Origin of the sequence: Pseudomonas mosselii (assembly GCF_003205295.1) — a bacterium.
In the GTDB taxonomy this organism is placed as follows: domain Bacteria; phylum Pseudomonadota; class Gammaproteobacteria; order Pseudomonadales; family Pseudomonadaceae; genus Aquipseudomonas; species Aquipseudomonas mosselii_B.
The window spans coordinates 76,453-97,639 of sequence record NZ_QJRP01000004.1; the positions used below are offsets into that span (position 1 = coordinate 76,453).

Consider the following 21,187-nt stretch of genomic DNA (forward strand, 5'->3'; position numbering starts at 1 on the left):
GCTGGATGGGAGGTGGGGCGGTGACTGGATGCGACAGGGGGATGCCTGTTTGCGGCGCAAGATCTGTCGTAAAAAAGCATCGCGGGGCAAGCCCGCTCCCACGCGGTATACGTGGGAGCGGGCTTGCCCCGCGATGGTGGCTCAGAGAACGACGGTGCGATTGGCGTTGAGGAACACCCGCCGCTCGATGTGATACCCCACCGCCCGCGCCAGGGTCAGGCATTCGATATCGCGGCCTTTGGCGATCAGGTCCTCGGGATAGTGCGCATGGTCCACCACCTCCACGCCCTGGGCTATGATCGGCCCTTCGTCCAGGTCGTTGTTGATGTAGTGGGCGGTTGCGCCAACCATCTTCACACCTTTGTTGTAGGCCTGGTGATACGGCTTGGCGCCCTTGAATCCGGGCAACAGCGAGTGATGGATGTTGATCGCCCAGCCATCCAGCCGCCGGCACAACTCCGGCGACAGCACCTGCATGTAGCGGGCGAGGATCACCAGTTCGGCGCCGCTCTCCTCGATCACCTGCAGCACCTTGCGCTCCTGCGCCGGCTTGTCGTTCGGGTCGAGGGCGAAGTGGTAATAGGGGATCTTGTGCCAGTGGGCCAACGGTTCGAGGTCGGGGTGGTTCGATACTACAGCGACCACGTCCATCGTCAGCTGGCCGATGCGCTGGCGATACAGCAGGTCGTTCAGGCAGTGGTCGGCCTTGGACACCATGATCACCACCTTGGGGCGGTGATTCGGCGCGGTCAGCTCGAACGCCATGCCGAAGGCTTCGCTGCGCTCGGCCAGGCCTGCGCGAAAACCGTCCTCGTCGAAACCATCGGGGACGCGGAACTCCACACGAATGAAGAACCGCCCCGACAGCCGGTCATCGAAGGAATGGTGCTCGGTGACGTAGCAGCGCTGCTCGTAGAGATGACGCGTCACCACATCGACCGTGCCGAGCATGCTCGGGCAGTCGGCAGTGAGAATCCAGGTGTCCGGTGCCCGACTCATGGGTAATGCTCCTTACGCTTCGATGGCCAGGCCGTATTCGGCCGACGCGTCCTGCAGCCACAGCCACCAGTAGTCGGAGAAGCTGCGGCGGATCACCAACTCCCAGGTGTCCTCGGCGGTGCGGCGGATCACCAGTTGCGACTTGGCGAACACAGTGCCGACGGCCTTGCCCACCGGGAAGTTGTTCGGGTGTACATCATAGCTGGTGGATTTCATCAGCACGTCGCGCACATTGGGGCCGCGCAGCTCGAGCAAGGTCTGCCCGCCGCTGACGTTGACCACCTGGATATGCTGACCGTCGAGGGCGTCGCGCAGCTTCTGCTCGACGGCGAACTCCTGGCCGCCGGGAACGATCAGCAGCCACTCGTCCGGGCCTACCCACTGCAGCGACATCTCGTTGTTGGCGACCACGGTCAGGGCCACCGGCAGCTCCAGGCCGAGGGCCTTGTGCACGCCGCCGGCGAAGGCCTGGTCATGGGCATTGCCACGGATAGTCAGGTGGCCGAGGAGTTTCTTCTCCCGCAGGGTCACGCCTGCGTTCTTGCGGCCCTTGCCGACCAGGCTGGCCAGGTCGGCGTGGTGCAGCGGCGACTGGGCCTTGGCATCGCTGCCGGGGTTTTGCTGGAAGACGTTGATAGCGCTCATTTCTTACCTGCCTTGAATTCTTGTGCGAAGAACCACACTGACCTCGTGGGAGCGGGCTTGCCCCGCGATAGCGGCATCAAGGCCACCATCGCATCGCGGGGCAAGCCCGCTCCCACAGAGATCACGTCATCCTGGAATCAAACGTTCTGCCGCTCACCCTTCGGATCGAAGAACACCGAAGACACGATCTCGGCCTCGATCACGCTGCCATCGGCCTGGGGCGAATACACCCGCTCGCCCAGGCGCTTGAGGCCGCCCTTGACCACGCCCATGGCGAACGAATAGCCCAGGGAGTTGGCCGCGTAGCTGGAGGTAACGTGGCCGACCATGTCCATCGGGATCGGTTGCTTGGGATCGAACACCAGCTGGGCGCCTTCCGGCAGCCACACGTTCGGGTCCACAGGCTTCAGGCCAACCAGCTGCTTGCGGTTCTCGCGCACGGTGTCCTCGCGGTTCATGCCGCGCAGGCCGATCCACGAGAAGGCTTTGTTGCGGCCCACGCACCAGCTCATGTTGAGGTCGTCCGGGGTCATCGAACCGTCGGTGTCCTGGCCGACGATGATGAAGCCCTTCTCGGCGCGCAGTACGTGCATGGTCTCGGTGCCGTACGGGGTCAGGTTGTACTTTTTACCGGCCTCGACGATCTGCTCCAGCACGCCCATGGCGTAGTTGGCCTGGACGTTGATCTCGTACGACAGCTCGCCGGTGAACGAGATACGGAACACCCGCGCCGGCACACCGCCGACCAGGCCTTCCTTCCAGCTCATGAACGGGAAGCCTTCCTTGTCCAGGTCGATGTCGCTGACCTCGGCCAGCAACTTGCGGCTGTTGGGGCCGGACAGGGTCATGGTCGCCCAGTGGTCGGTGACCGAGGTGAAGTACACCTTCATCTCTGGCCATTCGGTCTGGTGGTACAGCTCCAGCCACTGCAGCACGCGGGCGGCGCCACCGGTGGTGGTGGTCATGATGAAGTGGTTGTCGCCGACGCAGGCGGTAACGCCGTCGTCGAAGACCATGCCGTCTTCCTTGCACATCAGGCCGTAGCGGGCCTTGCCCACGTCGAGCTTGGTCCAGGCGTTGGTGTAGATGCGGTTGAGGAATTCGCGTGCGTCCGGGCCCTGGATGTCGATCTTGCCCAGGGTCGAGGCGTCCAGCAGGCCGACGCTGTCACGCACCGCCTTGCATTCGCGGGCCACGGCGGTGTGGATATCTTCGCCGGGCTTGGGGAAGTACCACGGGCGCTTCCACTGGCCGACGTCCTCGAACTCGGCGCCGTTCTTGATGTGCCAGGCATGCAGGGCGGTGAAGCGCACCGGCTCGAACAGGTGGCCGCAGTGCCGGCCTGCTACCGCGCCGAAGGTCACCGGCGTGTAGTTGGGGCGGAACATGGTGGTGCCCATTTCCGGGATGCCGATCCCGAGCGAGCGGGCGGCGATGGCCAGGCCGTTGATGTTGCCCAACTTGCCCTGGTCGGTGCCGAAGCCTAGGGCGGTGTAGCGCTTGACGTGCTCGACCGACTCGAAGCCTTCGCGGGTGGCCAGCTCGATGGCGGCGGCAGTGACATCGTTCTGCTGGTCGACGAACTGCTTCGGCGCACGGGCGGTGCCCTTGTCGTGGGGCACCTGGAACAGGGCCACGGTGGCCTCTTCCTTGCGCGCCAGGGTTTTCGGCAGGGTACCGACGCTGGCCTTGAAGCCGGCTTCGGTGGCCGCACGCACACCGCCCTCGAAGCCGTCGGCGATCACATCGCCCAGGGCATAGACGCCGTTCACGCCACCGACGCACACGCGTTTCTGCGGGGCATCGCCCGGCACGAAGCCGAGGATGTCTTCGCGCCACACCGGGCGACCGCCCAGGTGCGAGGCCAGGTGAACCACCGGGCTGTAGCCGCCGGAGGTGGCGATCAGGTCGCAGTCGAGGGTTTCACCTGGGCTTGTGACCTTGTGCGCCTGCACATCGATGGCCGCCACGCGGGCACCGGTGACGTGCTTGCTGCCCTTGGCCTCGATCACGGCGCTGGAGGTGAGGATGCGAATGCCCTTGGCACGTGCTTCCTCGACCAGCGATCCGCGTGGGTTGTGGCGGGCGTCGGCGATGGCGACCACTTGCAGGCCAGCATCGTGCCAGTCCAGCGCGGCGCGGTAGGCGTGGTCGTTGTTGGTCGACAGCACCAGCTTGCGGCCCGGCGCCACGCCATAACGACGCACGTAGGTAGAGACGGCGCCAGCGAGCATGTTGCCCGGCAGGTCGTTGTTGCCGTACACCAGTGGACGCTCATGGGCGCCGGCGGCCAGCACCACGCGGTTGGCACGTACACGGTGCACCCGCTGACGCACCTGGCCGATCGGGGCGCGGTCGCCAAGGTGGTCGGTGAGGCGCTCGTGGATGGTGAGGAAGTTGTGATCGTGGTAGCCGTTGACCGTGCTGCGCGGCAGCAGGGTGACTTCCGGCAGGTTTTCCAGCTCGGCCACCACGGCATTGACCCAGTCAGCGGCCGGTTTGCCGTCCAGCGTCTCGCGGCTGTCGAGCAAGGTGCCGCCGAACTCTTCCTGCTCATCGGCGAGGATCACCCGGGCACCGCTGCGGGCGGCAGCCAGTGCAGCGGCCAGGCCGGCAGGGCCGGCGCCGACGATCAGCACGTCGCAGTGCTGGTTCATGTAGTCGTAGCTGTCCGGATCGTTCTGCAGCGGCGCACGGCCCAGGCCCGCCGCCTTGCGGATGTACTTCTCGTAGGTCATCCAGAACGACTTGGGATACATGAAGGTCTTGTAGTAGAACCCGGGCGGCATCATGTTGCCGCCGACCTTGCCGATGATGCCCATCATGTCGTTGTTGACGTTCGGCCAACCGTTGGTGCTGGTGGCCACCAGGCCTGCATAAAGGGCCTGCTGGGTGGCGCGCACGTTGGGGATCTGGGTGGCTTCGCTGGAGCCGATCTGCAGGATCGCATTCGGCTCTTCGGTGCCGGCGGCGATGATCCCGCGCGGGCGCGAGTACTTGAAGCTGCGCCCGACGATATCGACACCGTTGGCCAGCAGCGCGGCGGCCAGGGTGTCGCCGGCATAGCCCTGGTAGGTCTTGCCGTTGAAGCTGAAGTTCAGCACCTTGCTGCGGTCGATACGGCCGCCGCTGGCGAGGCGATAGGTCTGGCTCATACTTTTTCCCCTTGGCCCTTGGCGGTCGCTGGCGCGGTGCTCTGTTTCGAGGCGGCGGTGACCTGAGGCTTCTCGCCGATCTTGTAGGTTTCCAGGATCTCGTAGGTCACCGTGTCGCGGGTGACGTTGAAGTACTGGCGGCAGCCGGCAACGTGGTCCCACAGCTCGTGGTGGATGCCACGCGGGTTGTCGCGGAAGAACATGTAGGTGCCCCACTCCTCGTCGGAGCAGGCGTTGGGGTCCAGCGGGCGGGCGATGTGCGCCTGGCCCGACGCGTGGAATTCTTCCTCGGAGCGCAGCTCGCCGCAGTGGGGACAGAAGATTTGCAACATGACGGTTGTCTCCGGGTCAGTGGGCGACGGCAGCGGCGCCGTGTTCGTCGATCAGCGCGCCGTTGTAGAAACGGTCGATGGAGAAAGGCGCGGCCAGCGGGTGCATCTCGCCCTTGGCCAGGCTCGCGGCGAACACGTTGCCCGAGCCCGGGGTGGCCTTGAAGCCGCCGGTGCCCCAGCCGCAGTTGAAGAACATGTTCTTCACCGGGGTCTTGGAGATGATCGGGCAGGCGTCGGGGGTGGTGTCGACGATGCCGCCCCACTGGCGGTTCATGCGCACGCGGGAGAGGATCGGGAACATCTCGACGATCGCCTGCAGGGTGTGCTCGATGACCGGGTAGGAGCCGCGCTGGCCGTAGCCGACCCAGCCGTCGATACCGGCACCGATCACCAGGTCGCCCTTGTCGGACTGGCTGATGTAGCCGTGCACGGCGTTGGACATGATCACGCTGTCGATGATCGGTTTGATCGGCTCCGACACCAGTGCCTGCAGCGGGTGCGACTCCAGCGGCAGGCGGAAGCCCGCCAGCTTGGCCATGTGCCCGGAGTTGCCGGCGGTGACCACGCCGACGCGCTTGGCGCCGATGAAGCCCTTGTTGGTTTCGACACCGATCACGGCGCCATTCTCTTTACGAAAGCCAATCACCTCGGTCTGCTGGATCAGGTCCACGCCCAGGGCGTCGGCGGCACGGGCGAAGCCCCAGGCCACGGCGTCGTGACGGGCCACGCCGCCACGGCGCTGCACGGTGGCGCCGAGGATCGGGTAGCGGGTGTTCTTCGAGCAGTCCAGGTACGGGATCTCGGCCGCGACCTGCTCGGTGCGGATCAGCTCGCCATCCACGCCATTGAGGCGGTTGGCGTTGACCCGGCGCTCGGAGTCGCGGATGTCCTGCAGGGTGTGGCACAGGTTGTAGACGCCGCGCTGGGAGAACATCACGTTGTAGTTGATGTCCTGGGACAGCCCCTCCCACAGTTTCATGGCGTGTTCGTACAGGTGCGCCGACTCGTCCCACAGGTAGTTGGAGCGCACGATGGTGGTGTTGCGGGCGGTGTTGCCACCGCCCAGGTAGCCCTTCTCGACCACCGCCACGTTGGTGATGCCGTGCTCTTTCGCCAGGTAGTAGGCGGTAGCCAGGCCATGGCCGCCACCGCCGACGATGACCACATCGTAGACCTTCTTCGGGGTCGGCGTGCGCCACATGCGCTGCCAGTTCTCGTGGTGGCTGAGGGAGTGCTTGAAGAGGCCGAAGCCCGAATAACGTTGCATGGTGTTCTGCTCCACTCAGCGGTAGACCGGGAAGTCGGCGCACAGGGCTGCGACGTTCTTGGCCACATCGGCCTCGACATCGGCGTCGCCCAGGTTGTCCAGCACATCGCAGATCCAGCCGGCCAGTGCCACGCACTGGGCGACCTTGAAGCCACGGGTGGTGACGGCCGGGGTGCCGATGCGCAGGCCCGAGGTGACGAACGGCGACTGCGGGTCGTTGGGCACGGCGTTCTTGTTGACGGTGATATGGGCGCGGCCGAGGGCGGCGTCGGCGTCCTTGCCGGTCAGGCCCTGGCGGATCAGGCTGACCAGGAACAGGTGGTTGTCGGTGCCGCCGGAGACCACGTCGTAGCCGCGGTCGATGAATACCTGGGCCATGGCCTGGGCGTTTTCGATGACCTGCTTCTGGTAGCTCTTGAACCCAGGTTCCAGCGCTTCCTTGAAGCACACCGCCTTGGCGGCGATCACATGCATCAGCGGGCCGCCCTGGGCGCCGGGGAATACGGCGGCGTTGAGCTTCTTCTCGATCTCTTCGTTGGACTTGGCCAGGATCAGGCCGCCACGCGGGCCGCGCAGGGTCTTGTGGGTGGTGGTGGTGACCACGTCGGCGAAGGGAATCGGGTTCGGGTACAGGCCGGCGGCGACCAGGCCGGCGACATGGGCCATGTCGACGAACAGCAGCGCGCCGACTTTATCGGCGATCTGACGGAAGCGTGGGAAATCGAGGGTCTTCGAGTAGGCCGAGAAACCGGCGACGATCATCTTCGGCTTGTGCTCGACCGCCAGGCGCTCAACTTCGTCGTAGTCGATCAGGCCGGTGGTGGTGTCGATGCCGTACTGCACGGCGTTGTACAGCTTGCCCGAGGACGACACCTTGGCGCCGTGGGTCAGGTGGCCGCCGTGGGCCAGGCTCATGCCCAGGATGGTGTCGCCGGCCTGCAGCAGGGCGAGGTATACGGCGCTGTTGGCCGATGAGCCGGAGTGCGGCTGGACGTTGGCGTAGTCGGCGCCGAACAGCTGCTTGGCGCGTTCGATGGCCAGCGCCTCGACCTTGTCGACATGCTCGCAGCCGCCGTAGTAGCGCTTGCCCGGGTAGCCCTCGGCGTACTTGTTGGTCAGGCCGCTGCCCTGGGCCTGCATCACGCGCTTGCTGGTGTAGTTCTCCGAGGCGATCAGCTCGATGTGATCTTCCTGGCGCTGCTCCTCGGCATTCATCGCCGCCAGCAGTGCGTCGTCATAACCCTGGATCTGGTCTTGCTTGCTGAACATCGTGTATCTCCCGGCAGCGATCGTTTCTTGTCTGGTGAGGGTTTTCCCACCCTTTGCAGCGATGGTATGACCGGGCACGGCGGTACAGATGCCTGCGCGCGCCTTGCAATGGCGCGTTTACGACATTGGCTGCAGTGTTTGTCTGTGCCGGCCTCTTCGCGGGTAAACCCGCTCCCACAGGGTGTGGCGCAATCCCTGTGGGAGCGGGTTTACCCGCGAAGAGGCCGGCACAGGCGACGCAAGCCTGGGCCTGTATAGGCAACCGCCAAATCGATGGTTTAGAGTGCGATCCTGCGTCGTACAAAAGGACAGGCGTCATGACCGACAACAACCAACAATTCGCCAGCGACAACTACTCCGGCATCTGCCCCGAAGCCTGGGCCGCGATGGAAAAGGCCAACCACGGCCACCAACGCGCCTACGGCGACGACCAGTGGACCGAACGCGCCTCGGAATACTTCCGCAAGCTGTTCGAGACCGACTGCGAGGTGTTCTTCGCCTTCAACGGCACCGCCGCCAACTCCCTGGCCCTGGCCTCGCTGTGCCAGAGCTACCACAGCGTGATCTGCTCGGAGACCGCCCACGTCGAGACCGACGAATGCGGCGCGCCGGAATTCTTCTCCAACGGCTCCAAGCTGCTGACCGCCGCCAGCGTGAACGGCAAGCTCACGCCCGACTCGATCCGCGAAGTGGCGCTCAAGCGCCAGGACATCCACTACCCCAAGCCACGCGTGGTGACCATCACCCAGGCCACCGAAGTGGGCACGGTGTACCGCCCTGACGAGCTCAAGGCGATCAGCGCCACCTGCAAGGAGCTGGGCCTGAACCTGCACATGGACGGTGCGCGCTTTACCAATGCCTGCGCGTTCCTCGGCTGTTCGCCGGCCGAGCTGACCTGGAAGGCCGGGGTCGATGTACTGTGCTTTGGCGGTACCAAGAACGGCATGGCGGTGGGCGAAGCGATCCTGTTCTTCAACCGCGACCTGGCAGACGACTTCGACTACCGCTGCAAGCAGGCCGGGCAGTTGGCGTCGAAGATGCGCTTCCTGTCGGCGCCCTGGGTCGGGCTGCTCGAGGACGGCGCGTGGATGCGCCATGGCCAGCATGCCAACCACTGCGCACAGTTGCTGGCGTCGCTGGTAAATGATTTGCCGGGGGTGGAACTGATGTTCCCGGTGGAGGCCAACGGGGTGTTCCTGCAGATGCCGGAGCATGCGCTGGAGGCGCTGCGCAACAAGGGCTGGCGGTTCTATACCTTCATTGGCAGCGGTGGAGCGCGCTTCATGTGCTCGTGGGATACGCAAGAAGCCCGGGTGCGGGAACTGGCGGCGGACATCCGAGCCATCTTCGGCGTCTGATCCAATGCAGGAAGGGTCCTGCCTTCTTTCGCGACACAAGGCGGCTCCTGCGGCCTTGTGTCGCGAAAGGGCTGCACAGCAGCCCCATGCCTCATCTGGCCCCGACAGGAAACAACAGCCCGATTCAAGCGGCCAACCACCGCCCGGTCTCTCTATCCTCTCTCATACCCTGGGCTGGCCACTTCGCGGGGCAAGCCCGCTCCCACAGGGTCAGCTAAATCGCCGCACCGGCAACCAGAGCCGCACCCGCACCCCACCCTCGACGTTATCCACCGCCAACGCCCCACCATGCAACTGCATCACCTCGGCCACGAAGTTCAACCCCAGCCCGGTGCTCTTGCGCCCGGTCCCGGGCCTTGGCAGCGAATAGAACCGTTCGCTGACCCGCCCCAGGGCATACTCGGGAATCGCCTGCCCCTGGTTGAACAGGCTCAGCGCCACTCGCTCGCCGTCACGCTCAAGCTCGAAAGCCAGCGCGCCACGCTCGGGGGTGAAATCCAACGCGTTGTCCAGCAGGTTGGCCAAGGCCTGGCGCATCAGGAACGGATCGCACAGTAACCTGACATCAGCCGGGATGCGCTGGCGCACCTGCAGGCCGGCGCCGTCGATCCTCGCACCATGGGCCAGCAGCAGCTCGTCGATCAACGCCGCCACCGCCACCTGCTGCTCATCTTCCAATGCCTGCATCTGCTCGACCCGCGCCAGGTTGAGCAGGCGCTCGATCATCTGCTGCAGGCGCTCGCTCTCGCGCTCGATATTGCCGGCAAAGCGCGCCCGCTGCTCTTGCGGCATGTCGCCCTGCAGCAGCTCCGAGGCGCCCCGGATCGCCGCCAACGGGCTCTTGAGCTCATGGGTGAGCGTGTGCACGTAGCGCTCGACATAGGCCTTGCCTTCCAGCTGGGTGCGCATGCGCTCCACCGCCGTGGCCAGTTGCAGCAATTCGCCGCCCTTGTAGTGCGGCAACGCGGCGCGCTCGCCCTCGCTGACCGCCTGGGCATAGTGAGTGAGCCGACGCAGCGAGCGAGTCAGCCACCACGACAGCGCCGCGCCCACCAACAGCCCCAGCACGATCAGCCCCAGGCCGAGGTACAGCAGGCGCCGCTCGGAGCGGTCGATGTACGGCTGCAGCGAGCTGTTGGGCTTGGCCACCGTAACCACGCCGATGATCCGGCCACCGTCGAGGATCGGCGCCGCCACATGCATCACCGAAGTGCTTTCGTCGTCCGGATCGCTGCGGGTCGAACGGGCGCCGTACTGGCCGCGCAGGGTCAGGTAGACATCGTTCCAGCGCGCGTAGTCCTTGCCCAGGTCCTTGCCGCTGGAGTCGAGCAGGACAATGCCCTTGGCGTCGGTCACGTAGATCCGGTGGCTGACCTGGTTCTTCGCCAGCCCCCAGATCTGCGCGCTCGGGCGCCGCTCACCATAGGCGCCGAGCACCTGCGACAGGCGGCTCTGGGTCAGGGTGCCGTTCTTCACATCGTCGTGAAGGATCTCGGCCAGCAGGTTGGCGGTGTCCACCAGTGTTTCTTCCGATGATTGCCTCACCACCGGGCGGATTTGCTCACGTACCGTGTTGAGCAGGAAGTAGCCCGCCAGGCCGACGAACAGGAAGTACACCAGGAAGATGCGAATCCCCAGGCGCATCAGGCGTGTTCCGGGCTGTAGCTGTAGCCCAGGCCGCGGTGGGTCTGGATCGCCTCGGCGTCGGGCGCGACCTGGCGCAGCTTGGCGCGCAGGCTCTTGATATGGCTGTCGATGGTGCGCTCGTAGCCGACGTCCGAGGCCACGCCGAGGCCGTCGAGCAGCTGTTCACGGCTGAATACCCGCCGCGGTTGTTCGAGCAGGCTCTGCAGCAGACGGAACTCGTGGCGGGTCAGTGTCAGCGCCTGACCACGGTAGCTGATGCGCATGGCCAGGGTATCGAGCTGGAACGGCGTGCTTTCGCTGGCCGCGTCCGCTCTGGGCACCATGCGCTTGAGGATGGCCCGTACCCGCGCCGCCACCTCACGAGGGCTGAAGGGTTTGACCACGTAGTCGTCGGCACCGATCTCCAGGCCCAGCACCCGGTCGATCTCGGCGTCGCGGGCGCTGAGGAACATCACCGGCACCTCGCTGAAGCGGCGCAGCTGGCGGCAGGTCTCGAAGCCGCTGATGTCGGGCAGGCCGATGTCGAGGATCACCAGGTCGGCCGGGCGCAGGCGCTGCTGCTCGACGGCGGCGCTGCCGAGGGTCACCCATTCGGTGCTGTGGCCGTCGGCCTGCAGGGCGTAGACCAGGGTGTCGGCGATGGCGGATTCGTCTTCGACGATAAGGATGTGGGGCATCTGAGCGGCAAGCCTCAAGCTGCAAGCTTCAAGTGAAAGCGGATCGCGGCAACTTACACCGATCCGCCGCTTCTTGCAGCTTGTCGCTTGCCGCTGCCGCATCAGCAGTCCGGCTTGCCCGCCGTGAACTTCTTCGCCGGGTTCACCGCCGCCTTGAACTCGCGCAGGGCCTTGGCGCCCACCAGCAGCGGGTAGTTGAAGCTGCTGCGATCGACCAGGTTGACCTCAACGGTACGCTTCACATCGCCCAGGCACAGTTCCAGGTCGACCACCGGGCGGCGTGACAGCTCGGGGGCATCGCCTTCGTCTTCCTCGTCGGCGCGGTTCTTGATCTTGCTGATGCGCGCCAACTTGTGTTCGTAGACCTTGCCATTGGCATCCTTGGTGGCCAGGCGGAAACGCACCCATTCCTCGCCGTCGCGGGTAAACAGCTCGATATCCTTGGCCGACAGCGACGCGGTGTAGGCACCCGTGTCCATCTTCGCCTTGAGGGTCTCGCCGATCTCCGGCAGGGCGATGTTCTCGTAGCGGCCATACAGGGTGGGCTCGGCGGCCATCACCGGCAGCGCCAGAAGGGACAGCAGGGCAAGCAGGGGTTTCACGGGGCAGGCTTCCTTGAGAGGGGTCAGTGCTTAGACTGCGCAGGCAGGATAGGTTCGTTGCAACAGGTTAAACAACATAATGTGAAACATTTGTCCCAGCTAATGGGCGTACGACGTTTGGCTAAGGGCCAGACCCTGCTTATCATTGCCAACCGTTCACCTAACACAACAAGAGTCCCTTTATGCGTCGCCTGCTGACCGGCATCCTCACCCTCACTTTGCTGCTGCTCAACACCCTGGTGCTGATCGGCCCGTTGCTGGTCTTCGCCCTGCTCAAGCTCGTGCTGCCAGGCCGTGGCCGCGACTACGCATCGGCTGCGGTGATGTGGATCGCCGAGACCTGGTCGGAGATCGACAAGGCCATCTTCGCCCTGTGTATCCCCACCCAATGGGATATCCGCGGCGTCGACACCCTGCGCCAGGACACCTCGTACCTGTGCGTGAGCAACCACCAGACCTGGGTCGATATCCCGGCACTGATCGAAAGCCTCAACCGCCGCGTGCCATTCTTCAAGTTCTTCCTCAAGAAGGAGCTGATCTGGGTACCGCTGCTGGGCCTGGCCTGGTGGGGCCTGGACTACCCGTTCATGAAGCGCTACAGCAAGGCCTTCCTCGACAAGCACCCCGAACTCAAGGGCAAGGACCTGGAGATCACCAAGGCCGCCTGCGAGCTGTTCAAGCGCCAGCCGGTGACCGTGGTCAACTACCTCGAAGGCACCCGCTTCACCGAGGCCAAGCGCCAACAGCAGCAGTCGCCCTACCGCCACCTGCTCAAGCCCAAGGCCGGCGGCGTGGCCTTCGTGCTGGCGGCGCTGGGCGAGCAACTGGATGCGCTGCTCGACGTGACCATCGTCTACCCGGGCGACAAGGCACCAGGGTTCTGGGACCTGCTCAACGGCAGCATCAGCCGGGTGATCATCGACATCCGCGTACGCGAGCTGGACCCCGCGCTGAGCGAGGGCGACTACGAGAACGACCCGGCCTTCCGCCAGACCGTGCAGTCCTGGGTGAACCAGCTGTGGGTGGAGAAGGACCAGCGGATCGAGGAATTACGCGCCGAAATGCGCTGAAGCCAATGGCATCAACGCGGGCAACCCTGCTCTCGCGAGACGAGAACCGGGCTTGTGCCGCGAAAGGGCTGCAAGGCAGCCCCATAAGTGCCGATCAGTTGATGATCTCGACAATATCCACATCCACTTCGCGACTCATCAGGTGCTTCTCCACCTCGCCGGTCAGCTTGACCTTGGTCTTGTCGTTGAAAGGGGTCGGCGGCAGGTCTTCATCGTCGATCTCGACGGTGATGGTGCCGGTGTTGTCCTTGAATTCGTACTTGTCGTCGTTGTTGATCTTCTTGGTCACAAAGCCCTGCAGCACCACCGGGGTGTCGTCGGCGGCATCGTTGGCGGCAGCGACCGTGGTCACGGCCTGGGCGCCAGGGCCGGTGTAGCCGGCGGCCAGTGCGGCAGTGCTGAACAGCGGGGCGAGGATCAGGGGCAGGTAGCGGGCTTTCATGGTGATCGGGTCCTGTTTGCGTTTTGATGGCCCCAGATTACCGACGATCGCTGAATTGAAACTTAATACGAAAAATCGCGGGGCAAGCCCGCTCCCACGCCATATACAAGGGGCGTGGGAGCGGGCTTGCCCCGCGATCGGTCTGACGCTTACTGGTGGTACTGCGCCGACAGCTCATGCACGGCGTTGATGAACACGCCGGCGTGCTCCGGATCGACCTCGGGGGTAATGCCATGGCCCAGGTTGAACACATGGCCACTGCCCTTGCCATAGCTGGCGAGGATGCGTGCCACTTCCTTGCGGATCGCCTCGGGCTTGGCGTACAGCACGGTCGGGTCCATGTTGCCCTGCAACGCCACCTTGTCGCCGACGCGGCGGCGGGCGTCGCCGATTTCGCAGGTCCAGTCCAGACCCAGAGCGTCGGCACCGGCATCAGCAATGCTTTCCAGCCACATACCGCCGTTCTTGGTGAACAGGATGACCGGTATCTTGCGCCCTTCGTGCTCGCGGATCAGGCCGCTGACGATCTTGCGCATGTAGGCCAGGGAGAACTCCTGGTAGGCCGCCGCCGACAGGTTGCCGCCCCAGGTGTCGAAGATCTGCACAGCCTGGGCGCCGGCCAGGATCTGGCCATTGAGGTAGCTGGTGACCGACTGCGCCAGCTTGTCCAGCAGCAGGTGCAGGGCCTCGGGGTTGTCGTAGGCCATGGCCTTGGTCTTGCGGAAGTCCTTCGATGAGCCACCTTCGACCATGTAGGTGGCCAGGGTCCACGGGCTGCCAGAGAAACCGATCAGCGGCACGCGACCGTTGAGCTCGCGGCGGATGGTGCTGACCGCGTCCATCACATAGCCCAGGTCCTTCTGCGGATCGGGAATCGGCAGCGCCTCGATGTCCGCCAGGGTGCTGATGACCTTCTTGAAACGCGGGCCTTCGCCGGTCTCGAAGTACAGGCCCTGGCCCATGGCGTCGGGGATGGTGAGGATGTCCGAGAAGAGGATCGCCGCGTCCAGCGGGTAGCGGTCCAGCGGCTGCAAAGTGACCTCGCAGGCGAACTGCGGGTTCATGCACAGGCTCATGAAGTCGCCGGCCTTGGCGCGGCTGGCGCGGTACTCCGGCAGGTAGCGGCCGGCCTGGCGCATCATCCATACCGGGGTGACGTCTACGGGTTGCTTGAGCAGTGCACGCAGGAAACGATCGTTCTTCAGGGCAGTCATGTCGGCATCCGGAAAAAAAGTGCGGGCATTTTCTCAGACGCGGGCGCAAAAGGCACGGCCATGGCCATGCGTTTTGTCTATTGGGTGCCTTGGATCAAGCGTTTTTGTATACAAAAATTGAACCTGGGGCTGCTTCGCAGCCCTTTCGCGGCACAAGGCCGCTCCTACAGGTGAATGCGATCCTCTGTAGGAGCGGCCTTGTGCCGCGAAAGGGCCGCAAAGCGGCCCCGACAATCGATCAGACTTCGAGGTAGTCCAGGATCCCCTCAGCGGCCGTGCGGCCCTCGAAAATGGCCGTTACCACCAGATCCGACCCCCGCACCATATCACCACCGGCAAACACTTTCGGGTTGCTGGTCTGGTGCTTGAACTTGCCCTTCTCCGGTGCCACCACGCGGCCCTGGCTGTCCAGCTGGATGCCATGCTGCTCGAACCACGGCGCCGGGCTCGGGCGGAAGCCGAAGGCGATCACCACGGCGTCGGCCGGGAGGATCTCCTCGGAGCCCGGGATCGGCTCGGGGCTGCGGCGGCCACGGGCGTCCGGCTCGCCGAGACGGGTCTCGACCACCTTCACACCTTCGACCTTGTCCTCGCCGACGATGGCGATGGGCTGGCGGTTGTAGAGGAACTTCACGCCTTCTTCCTTGGCGTTCTTCACCTCTTTGCGCGAACCCGGCATGTTGGCTTCGTCACGGCGATAGGCGCAGGTCACGGCCTTGGCGCCCTGACGGATCGAGGTGCGGTTGCAGTCCATCGCGGTGTCGCCACCGCCCAGGACCACGACCTTCTTGCCCTGCATGTCGACGAAGTCTTCCGGCGACTTCTCGAAACCCAGGTTGCGGTTGACGTTGGCAATCAGGAAGTCCAGCGCGTCATGCACGCCTGGCAGGTCCTCGCCCGGGAAGCCACCCTTCATGTAGGTGTAGGTACCCATGCCCATGAACACCGCGTCGTACTCGGCGAGCAGTTGTTCCATGGTGATGTCCTTGCCCACCTCGGTGTTCAGGCGGAACTCGATGCCCATGCCGGTGAAGACTTCGCGGCGATTGCTCAGCACGGTCTTTTCCAGCTTGAACTCGGGGATGCCGAAAGTCAGCAGGCCGCCGATCTCGGGGTTCTTGTCGAACACCACCGGGGTCACGCCCGCGCGCACCAGCACGTCGGCGCAGCCCAGGCCCGCCGGGCCGGCACCGATGATGGCGACGCGCTTGCCGGTGGGCTTGACCTTGGACATGTCCGGGCGCCAGCCCATGGCGAAGGCGGTGTCGGTGATGTACTTCTCCACCGAGCCGATGGTCACCGCGCCAAAGCCGTCGTTCAGGGTGCAGGCCCCTTCGCACAGACGGTCCTGCGGGCACACACGGCCGCACACTTCCGGCAGGGTGTTGGTCTGGTGCGACAGTTCAGCCGCGGCCAGGATGTTGCCTTCGGAGACCAGCTTCAACCAGTTGGGGATGAAGTTGTGCACCGGGCACTTCCATTCGCAATACGGGTTGCCGCAGCCCAGGCAGCGGTGCGCCTGCTCCACGGACTGCTGTGGCTTGAAGGGTTCATAGATTTCGACGAACTCCTTCTTGCGCTGGCGCAGCAGTTTTTTCTTCGGGTCCTTGCGGCCCACCTCGATGAACTGGAAGTCGTTGCTCAGACGTTCAGCCATTTTTCAAAACCTCTTTACCGCAGTTGCCGGCCTTGGGCCGCAAGCTGCAAGACAATCACTTGAGCAGGACAGGCCCCGCGCACAGGGCCGTCACTTGCAGCTGTTCTTACTGCGGGTTGGCACGGGTGCTGGACAGCAGTTGCTTGAGATTGGCCGCCTTCGGCTTGACCAGCCAGAAGCGCCGCACGTAGTCGTCCAGGTTCTCGGAGAGCTCACGCCCCCACTCGCTGCCGGTTTCCTCCACGTACTCGCCCAGGACCCGCGCCAGATGGCTGCGGTAGGCCTCCATCGCCTCACCACTGATGCGCTGGATTTCCACCAGCTCGTGGTTGAGCTTGTCGACGAAGCTATTGTCCATGTCGAGCACGTAGGCGAAGCCGCCCGTCATGCCAGAACCGAAGTTGTAACCGGTCTTGCCCAGGACGCAGACAAAGCCGCCGGTCATGTATTCACAGCAGTGATCGCCGGTGCCCTCTACAACAGCGTGGGCGCCGGAGTTACGCACAGCGAAGCGCTCGCCCGCGGTGCCGGCGGCGAACAGCTTGCCGCCGGTGGCACCGTACAGGCAGGTGTTGCCGACAATGGCGCTGTGCTGGGTTTCGAATGGGCTGCCGGCAGGCGGCACGATGGTCAGCTTGCCACCGGTCATGCCTTTGCCGACGTAGTCGTTGGCATCGCCTTGCAGGTACAGGTTCAGGCCACCGGCGTTCCACACGCCGAAGCTCTGGCCCGCGGTGCCCTTGAAGCGGAAGGTGATCGGCGCCGCGGCCATGCCCTGGTTGCCGTGCAGCCTGGCGATTTCGCCGGAGATGCGCGCACCGATGGAGCGGTCGCAGTTGCAGATGTCGAGGCTGAACTCGCCACCGGCCTGGTCGCGGATCGCCGGCAGGGCCATGGCGACCATCTTCTCGGCCAGCTCGCCCTGGTCGAACGGCGGGTTCCTGTCCACTTCGCAGAACTGCGGCTTGTCGACCGGGATGTGCGAGCTGCCCAACAACGGCGACAGGTCGAGGTGATGCTGGCGCTCAGTGTCGCCCGGCAGCACGTCGAGCAGGTCGGTGCGGCCGATCAGCTCGCCCAGGCTGCGCACGCCGAGCTTGGCCAGCCACTCGCGAGTCTCTTCGGCGACGAAGGTGAAGAAGTTGATCACCATGTCGACGGTGCCGATGTAGTGGTCCTTGCGCAGCTTGTCATTCTGGGTGGCGACGCCGGTGGCGCAATTGTTCAAGTGGCAGATGCGCAGGTACTTGCAGCCCAGGGCGATCATCGGCGCGGTGCCGAAACCGAAGCTCTCGGCGCCGAGGATGGCGGCCTTGATCACGTCCAGGCCGGTTTTCAGGCCACCGTCAGTCTGTACCCGCACCTTGCCGCGCAGGTCATTGCCACGCAGGGTCTGGTGGGTTTCGGCCAGGCCCAGTTCCCACGGGGCGCCGGCATACTTGATCGAGGTCAGCGGCGAAGCGCCGGTGCCACCGTCATAGCCGGAGATGGTGATCAAGTCGGCATAGGCCTTGGCCACGCCCGCGGCGATGGTGCCGACGCCGGCCTCGGCCACCAGCTTGACCGACACCAGGGCCTGCGGGTTGACCTGCTTGAGGTCGTAGATCAGCTGGGCCAGGTCCTCGATCGAGTAGATGTCGTGGTGCGGCGGCGGCGAGATCAGGGTCACGCCCGGCACCGCATAGCGCAGCCGTGCGATCAGGCCGTTGACCTTGCCGCCCGGCAGCTGGCCGCCCTCGCCGGGCTTGGCGCCCTGGGCCACCTTGATCTGCAGCACCTCGGCGTTTACCAGGTACTCAGGAGTCACGCCGAAGCGGCCGGTGGCCACCTGCTTGATCTTCGAGCTCTTGATAGTGCCGTAGCGGGCCGGGTCTTCACCGCCCTCGCCGGAGTTGGAGCGCGCGCCCAAGCGGTTCATCGCCTCGGCCAGGGCCTCGTGGGCCTCCGGCGACAGCGCGCCCAGGGAGATGCCGGCAGAGTCGAAGCGCTTGAGGATGTCCTCCAGCGGCTCGACCTGCTCCAGCGCCAACGGTTGCTCGGCGACCTTGACCTTGAGCAGGTCGCGGATCATCGACACCGGCCGCTGGTCGACCAGCGTGGTGTATTCCTTGAACTTGGCGTAGTCGCCCTGCTGCACGGCGGCCTGCAGGGTGTTGACCACGTCCGGGTTGTAGGCGTGGTATTCGCCGCCGTGGACGAACTTGAGCAGACCACCCTGCTGGATCGGCTTGCGCGCGCTCCAGGCCTCGGCGGCCAGCAGCTTCTGGTCGCCTTCGAGGTCGACGAAACGCGCCCCCTTGATGCGGCTCGACACGCCCTTGAAGCTCAGGCCGACCACTTCCTCGGCCAGGCCCACGGCTTCGAACAGCTGGGCGCCACGGTACGAGGCGATGGTGGAGATGCCCATCTTCGACAGGATCTTCAGCAAGCCCTTGGAGATGCCCTTGCGGTAGTACTTGAAGACTTCGTCCAGGTCGCCCAGCACTTCGCCGGTGCGGATCAGGTCGGCCAGCACTTCGTAGGCCAGGTACGGGTAGACGGCCGAGGCGCCGAAGCCCAGCAGCACGGCGAAGTGGTGCGGGTCACGGGCGGTGGCGGTCTCGACCAGGATGTTGCTGTCGCAGCGCAGGCCCTGTTCGGTCAGGCGGTGGTGCACCGCGCCAACGGCCAGCGAGGCGTGCACCGGCAGCTTGCCCGGGGCGATGTAGCGGTCGCTCAGCACCAGCTGGGTCTTGCCGCCGCGCACAGCCTCTTCGGCCTGGTCGGCGATGTTGCGGATGGCCGCTTCGAGGCCCACGCTTTCGTCGTAGTTGAGGTCGATCAGCTGACGGTCGAAACCTTCGCGTTCCAGGTTCATCAGCGAACGCCACTTGGCGGGCGAGATGACCGGCGAGCTGAGGATCACCCGCGAGGCGTGCTCGGGGGACTCCTGGAAGATGTTGCGCTCGGCACCCAGGCAGATTTCCAGGGACATCACGATCGCCTCACGCAGCGGGTCGATCGGCGGGTTGGTCACCTGGGCGAACTGCTGACGGAAGAAGTCGTACGGCGAGCGCACGCGCTGCGACAGCACGGCCATCGGCGTGTCGTCACCCATCGAACCGACCGCTTCCTGGCCCTGCTCGCCAAGCGGACGCAGCACCTGGTCACGTTCCTCGAAGGTGACCTGGAACATCTTCATGTATTGCTTGAGCTGGTCGGCGTCGTAGCTGGCCACGCCCTGGTCGTCGGTCAGCGTCGCCTGGATGCGCGTGGCGTGCTGACGCAGCCAGCGCTTGTACGGGTGGCGCGACTTCAGGCGGTTGTCGATGGCATCGGTGTCGAGGATCTGCCCGGTCTCGGTGTCCACGGCGAGGATCTGGCCCGGGCCGACACGGCCCTTGGCCAGGACTTCCTCGGGCTGGTAGCCCCATACGCCGATTTCCGAGGCGATGGTGATGTAGCCGTTGGTGGTGGTCACCCAGCGCGCCGGACGCAGGCCGTTGCGGTCGAGCAGGCACACCGCGTGGCGGCCTTCGGTCATGACGATGCCGGCCGGGCCATCCCACGGTTCCATGTGCATGGAGTTGTATTCGTAGAAGGCGCGCAGGTCGGCGTCCATGGTCTCGACGTTCTGCCAGGCCGGCGGCACCAGCATGCGCACGCCGCGGAACAGGTCGATGCCGCCGGTGACCATCAGCTCCAGCATGTTGTCCATGCTCGAGGAGTCGGAACCGACACGGTTGACCAGCGGGCCGAGCTCTTCGAGGTCGGGGATCAGGTCGTTGGCGAACTTGGTGCGCCGGGCCATGGCCCAGTTGCGGTTGCCGGTGATGGTGTTGATCTCGCCGTTGTGGGCGAGGAAGCGGAAGGGCTGGGCCAGCGGCCACTTCGGCAGGGTGTTGGTGGAGAAGCGCTGGTGGAACACGCAGATCGCGGTCTGCAGGCGCTCGTCGCCCAGGTCTGGATAGAACGCCGCGAGATCGCGCGGCATCATCAGGCCTTTGTAGATGATGGTCTTGTGCGAGAAGCTGCAGATGTAGTGGTCGGCGTCGTGGGCGTTGGCCACGGACGAGCGGCGACGGGCACTGAACAGCTTGATGGCGAACTCCTGGTCGCTCAGGCCTTCGCCGCCGATGAACACCTGCTCGATCTGCGGCAGGCGCTCCAGGGCCAGGCGGCCGAGGACGCGGGTGTCGATCGGCACCTTGCGCCAGCCGACCAGCTTGAGGCCGGCGTTGACGATCTCGCGGTCCATGTTGGCGCGGGCGGCCTGGGCTTTGACCGGGTCCTGGTTGAAGAACACCATGCCGACGGCGTACTGCCTGGGCAGCTCGACGGCGAAGTGTTCCTGGGCCACGGCACGCAGGAATTGATCGGGCTTCTGCATGAGCAGACCGCAACCGTCGCCGGTCTTGCCGTCGGCGTTGATGCCGCCGCGGTGGGTCATGCAGGTCAGCGCCTGCATGGCGGTTTGCAGAAGGTGGTGACTCGGCTGCCCCGTCATATGGGCGATCAGGCCGAAACCACAGTTGTCCTTGAATTCTTCGGGATGGTACAGACCTGTTTTCATAGACACTTTCTCACCAGGTTCACCTCTCAACCGGAGGCAAATCTCTTTTTTAACAACCACTTACCATCCACGCCGATCAAACGCCAGCTTTTTTGCGGTGGTCATGGAAAACCATTGTTGCACAGCGACAGCGACGCCCACAAATTTTCATGTCTCACCATTGAAAATTTATGTCGCAATTTTGAATGTTTTTACGCCATGCGCCGTGATAGCGGCTTGGCTAGAGTCTGAAGCGTTTCAGCCATGACTGCAACACAGGGCTTGTGGCCGGCAGTCTGGGACAGAAAAGCCTGCCGCGCTC

15 protein-coding genes are annotated in these 21,187 nt (G+C 64.7%); 2 read left to right on the forward strand and 13 right to left on the reverse strand.

From position 1 onward, the window contains the following. Nucleotides 1-141: 141 nt before the first annotated feature. The 6 genes from purU to DMX06_RS05285 form a co-directional block, all read right to left on the reverse strand. Nucleotides 142-999, reverse strand: coding sequence for a formyltetrahydrofolate deformylase (purU, locus tag DMX06_RS05260; protein ID WP_110735292.1), 858 nt, complete (start codon nucleotides 997-999; stop codon nucleotides 142-144). A 12-nt stretch (nucleotides 1,000-1,011) separates the two neighbouring features. Beyond that, nucleotides 1,012-1,644, reverse strand: coding sequence for a sarcosine oxidase subunit gamma (locus DMX06_RS05265; protein ID WP_110735294.1), 633 nt, complete (start codon nucleotides 1,642-1,644; stop codon nucleotides 1,012-1,014). A 137-nt stretch (nucleotides 1,645-1,781) separates the two neighbouring features. Beyond that, nucleotides 1,782-4,799: a sarcosine oxidase subunit alpha gene (locus DMX06_RS05270; protein ID WP_110735297.1), complete on the reverse strand. Its 3,018-nt coding sequence runs from the start codon at nucleotides 4,797-4,799 to the stop codon at nucleotides 1,782-1,784. Then, the gene (locus tag DMX06_RS05275; protein ID WP_028688435.1) at nucleotides 4,796-5,131 is read right to left on the reverse strand and encodes a sarcosine oxidase subunit delta; all 336 of its coding nucleotides are present in this window, start codon (nucleotides 5,129-5,131) and stop codon (nucleotides 4,796-4,798) included. The genes DMX06_RS05270 and DMX06_RS05275 overlap by 4 nt, the downstream gene beginning before the upstream one ends. A gap of 16 nt (nucleotides 5,132-5,147) precedes the next feature. Further along, entirely contained in the window at nucleotides 5,148-6,398 is a 1,251-nt protein-coding gene (locus DMX06_RS05280) for a sarcosine oxidase subunit beta family protein (RefSeq protein ID WP_110735299.1), read from the reverse strand. A 15-nt stretch (nucleotides 6,399-6,413) separates the two neighbouring features. Beyond that, on the reverse strand, nucleotides 6,414-7,667 hold the full coding sequence (locus DMX06_RS05285) for a serine hydroxymethyltransferase (protein ID WP_110735302.1): 1,254 nt from the start codon (nucleotides 7,665-7,667) through the stop codon (nucleotides 6,414-6,416). A gap of 317 nt (nucleotides 7,668-7,984) precedes the next feature. On the opposite strand from DMX06_RS05285, the gene DMX06_RS05290 reads away from it, so the two are divergent. After that, complete coding sequence (locus tag DMX06_RS05290; RefSeq protein ID WP_110735305.1) at nucleotides 7,985-9,025, forward strand: threonine aldolase family protein; 1,041 nt, start codon at nucleotides 7,985-7,987, stop codon at nucleotides 9,023-9,025. Nucleotides 9,026-9,235: 210 nt separating this feature from the next. Here the strand turns inward: DMX06_RS05290 and creC are convergent, their stop codons facing one another. The 3 genes from creC to rloA2 all read right to left on the reverse strand — a co-directional run bounded on the left by creC (nucleotide 9,236) and on the right by rloA2 (nucleotide 11,951). Beyond that, complete coding sequence (gene creC, locus DMX06_RS05295; RefSeq protein ID WP_110735307.1) at nucleotides 9,236-10,669, reverse strand: two-component system sensor histidine kinase CreC; 1,434 nt, start codon at nucleotides 10,667-10,669, stop codon at nucleotides 9,236-9,238. Beyond that, nucleotides 10,669-11,349, reverse strand: coding sequence for a two-component system response regulator CreB (gene creB, locus DMX06_RS05300; RefSeq protein ID WP_110735309.1), 681 nt, complete (start codon nucleotides 11,347-11,349; stop codon nucleotides 10,669-10,671). The genes creC and creB overlap by 1 nt, the downstream gene beginning before the upstream one ends. 101 nt (nucleotides 11,350-11,450) lie before the next feature. Beyond that, nucleotides 11,451-11,951, reverse strand: a complete 501-nt coding sequence (gene rloA2, locus DMX06_RS05305) for a retropepsin-like aspartic peptidase RloA2 (protein WP_110735315.1) — start codon at nucleotides 11,949-11,951, stop codon at nucleotides 11,451-11,453. 182 nt (nucleotides 11,952-12,133) lie between these two features. On the opposite strand from rloA2, the gene DMX06_RS05310 reads away from it, so the two are divergent. Beyond that, nucleotides 12,134-13,021 (forward strand): acyltransferase, encoded by an 888-nt coding sequence (locus DMX06_RS05310; protein WP_110735317.1) that lies wholly within the window; start codon nucleotides 12,134-12,136, stop codon nucleotides 13,019-13,021. A 94-nt stretch (nucleotides 13,022-13,115) separates the two neighbouring features. Here the strand turns inward: DMX06_RS05310 and DMX06_RS05315 are convergent, their stop codons facing one another. The 4 genes from DMX06_RS05315 to gltB all read right to left on the reverse strand — a co-directional run bounded on the left by DMX06_RS05315 (nucleotide 13,116) and on the right by gltB (nucleotide 20,886). After that, nucleotides 13,116-13,463, reverse strand: a complete 348-nt coding sequence (locus DMX06_RS05315; protein WP_028689103.1) for a YgiW/YdeI family stress tolerance OB fold protein — start codon at nucleotides 13,461-13,463, stop codon at nucleotides 13,116-13,118. 149 nt (nucleotides 13,464-13,612) lie between these two features. After that, the gene (gene hemE / locus DMX06_RS05320) at nucleotides 13,613-14,677 is read right to left on the reverse strand and encodes a uroporphyrinogen decarboxylase (protein ID WP_110735319.1); all 1,065 of its coding nucleotides are present in this window, start codon (nucleotides 14,675-14,677) and stop codon (nucleotides 13,613-13,615) included. A gap of 238 nt (nucleotides 14,678-14,915) precedes the next feature. Further along, complete coding sequence (locus tag DMX06_RS05325) at nucleotides 14,916-16,334, reverse strand: FAD-dependent oxidoreductase (RefSeq protein WP_110735321.1); 1,419 nt, start codon at nucleotides 16,332-16,334, stop codon at nucleotides 14,916-14,918. Between the two features lie 106 nt (nucleotides 16,335-16,440). Then, nucleotides 16,441-20,886, reverse strand: a complete 4,446-nt coding sequence (gltB, locus tag DMX06_RS05330) for a glutamate synthase large subunit (protein WP_110735323.1) — start codon at nucleotides 20,884-20,886, stop codon at nucleotides 16,441-16,443. Between the last annotated feature and the right edge of the window lie 301 nt (nucleotides 20,887-21,187).

What these genes read in the sequence shown, in the direction of transcription:
- purU (WP_110735292.1), bottom strand. Translation starts at nt 999, where the DNA reads ATGAGTCGGGCACCGGACACCTGGATTCTCACTGCCGACTGCCCGAGC.
- DMX06_RS05265 (WP_110735294.1), bottom strand. Translation starts at nt 1,644, where the DNA reads ATGAGCGCTATCAACGTCTTCCAGCAAAACCCCGGCAGCGATGCCAAG.
- DMX06_RS05270 (WP_110735297.1), bottom strand. Translation starts at nt 4,799, where the DNA reads ATGAGCCAGACCTATCGCCTCGCCAGCGGCGGCCGTATCGACCGCAGC.
- DMX06_RS05275 (WP_028688435.1), bottom strand. Translation starts at nt 5,131, where the DNA reads ATGTTGCAAATCTTCTGTCCCCACTGCGGCGAGCTGCGCTCCGAGGAA.
- DMX06_RS05280 (WP_110735299.1), bottom strand. Translation starts at nt 6,398, where the DNA reads ATGCAACGTTATTCGGGCTTCGGCCTCTTCAAGCACTCCCTCAGCCAC.
- DMX06_RS05285 (WP_110735302.1), bottom strand. Translation starts at nt 7,667, where the DNA reads ATGTTCAGCAAGCAAGACCAGATCCAGGGTTATGACGACGCACTGCTG.
- DMX06_RS05290 (WP_110735305.1), top strand. Translation starts at nt 7,985, where the DNA reads ATGACCGACAACAACCAACAATTCGCCAGCGACAACTACTCCGGCATC.
- creC (WP_110735307.1), bottom strand. Translation starts at nt 10,669, where the DNA reads ATGCGCCTGGGGATTCGCATCTTCCTGGTGTACTTCCTGTTCGTCGGC.
- creB (WP_110735309.1), bottom strand. Translation starts at nt 11,349, where the DNA reads ATGCCCCACATCCTTATCGTCGAAGACGAATCCGCCATCGCCGACACC.
- DMX06_RS05310 (WP_110735317.1), top strand. Translation starts at nt 12,134, where the DNA reads ATGCGTCGCCTGCTGACCGGCATCCTCACCCTCACTTTGCTGCTGCTC.
- DMX06_RS05315 (WP_028689103.1), bottom strand. Translation starts at nt 13,463, where the DNA reads ATGAAAGCCCGCTACCTGCCCCTGATCCTCGCCCCGCTGTTCAGCACT.
- hemE (WP_110735319.1), bottom strand. Translation starts at nt 14,677, where the DNA reads ATGACTGCCCTGAAGAACGATCGTTTCCTGCGTGCACTGCTCAAGCAA.
- DMX06_RS05325 (WP_110735321.1), bottom strand. Translation starts at nt 16,334, where the DNA reads ATGGCTGAACGTCTGAGCAACGACTTCCAGTTCATCGAGGTGGGCCGC.
- gltB (WP_110735323.1), bottom strand. Translation starts at nt 20,886, where the DNA reads ATGAAAACAGGTCTGTACCATCCCGAAGAATTCAAGGACAACTGTGGT.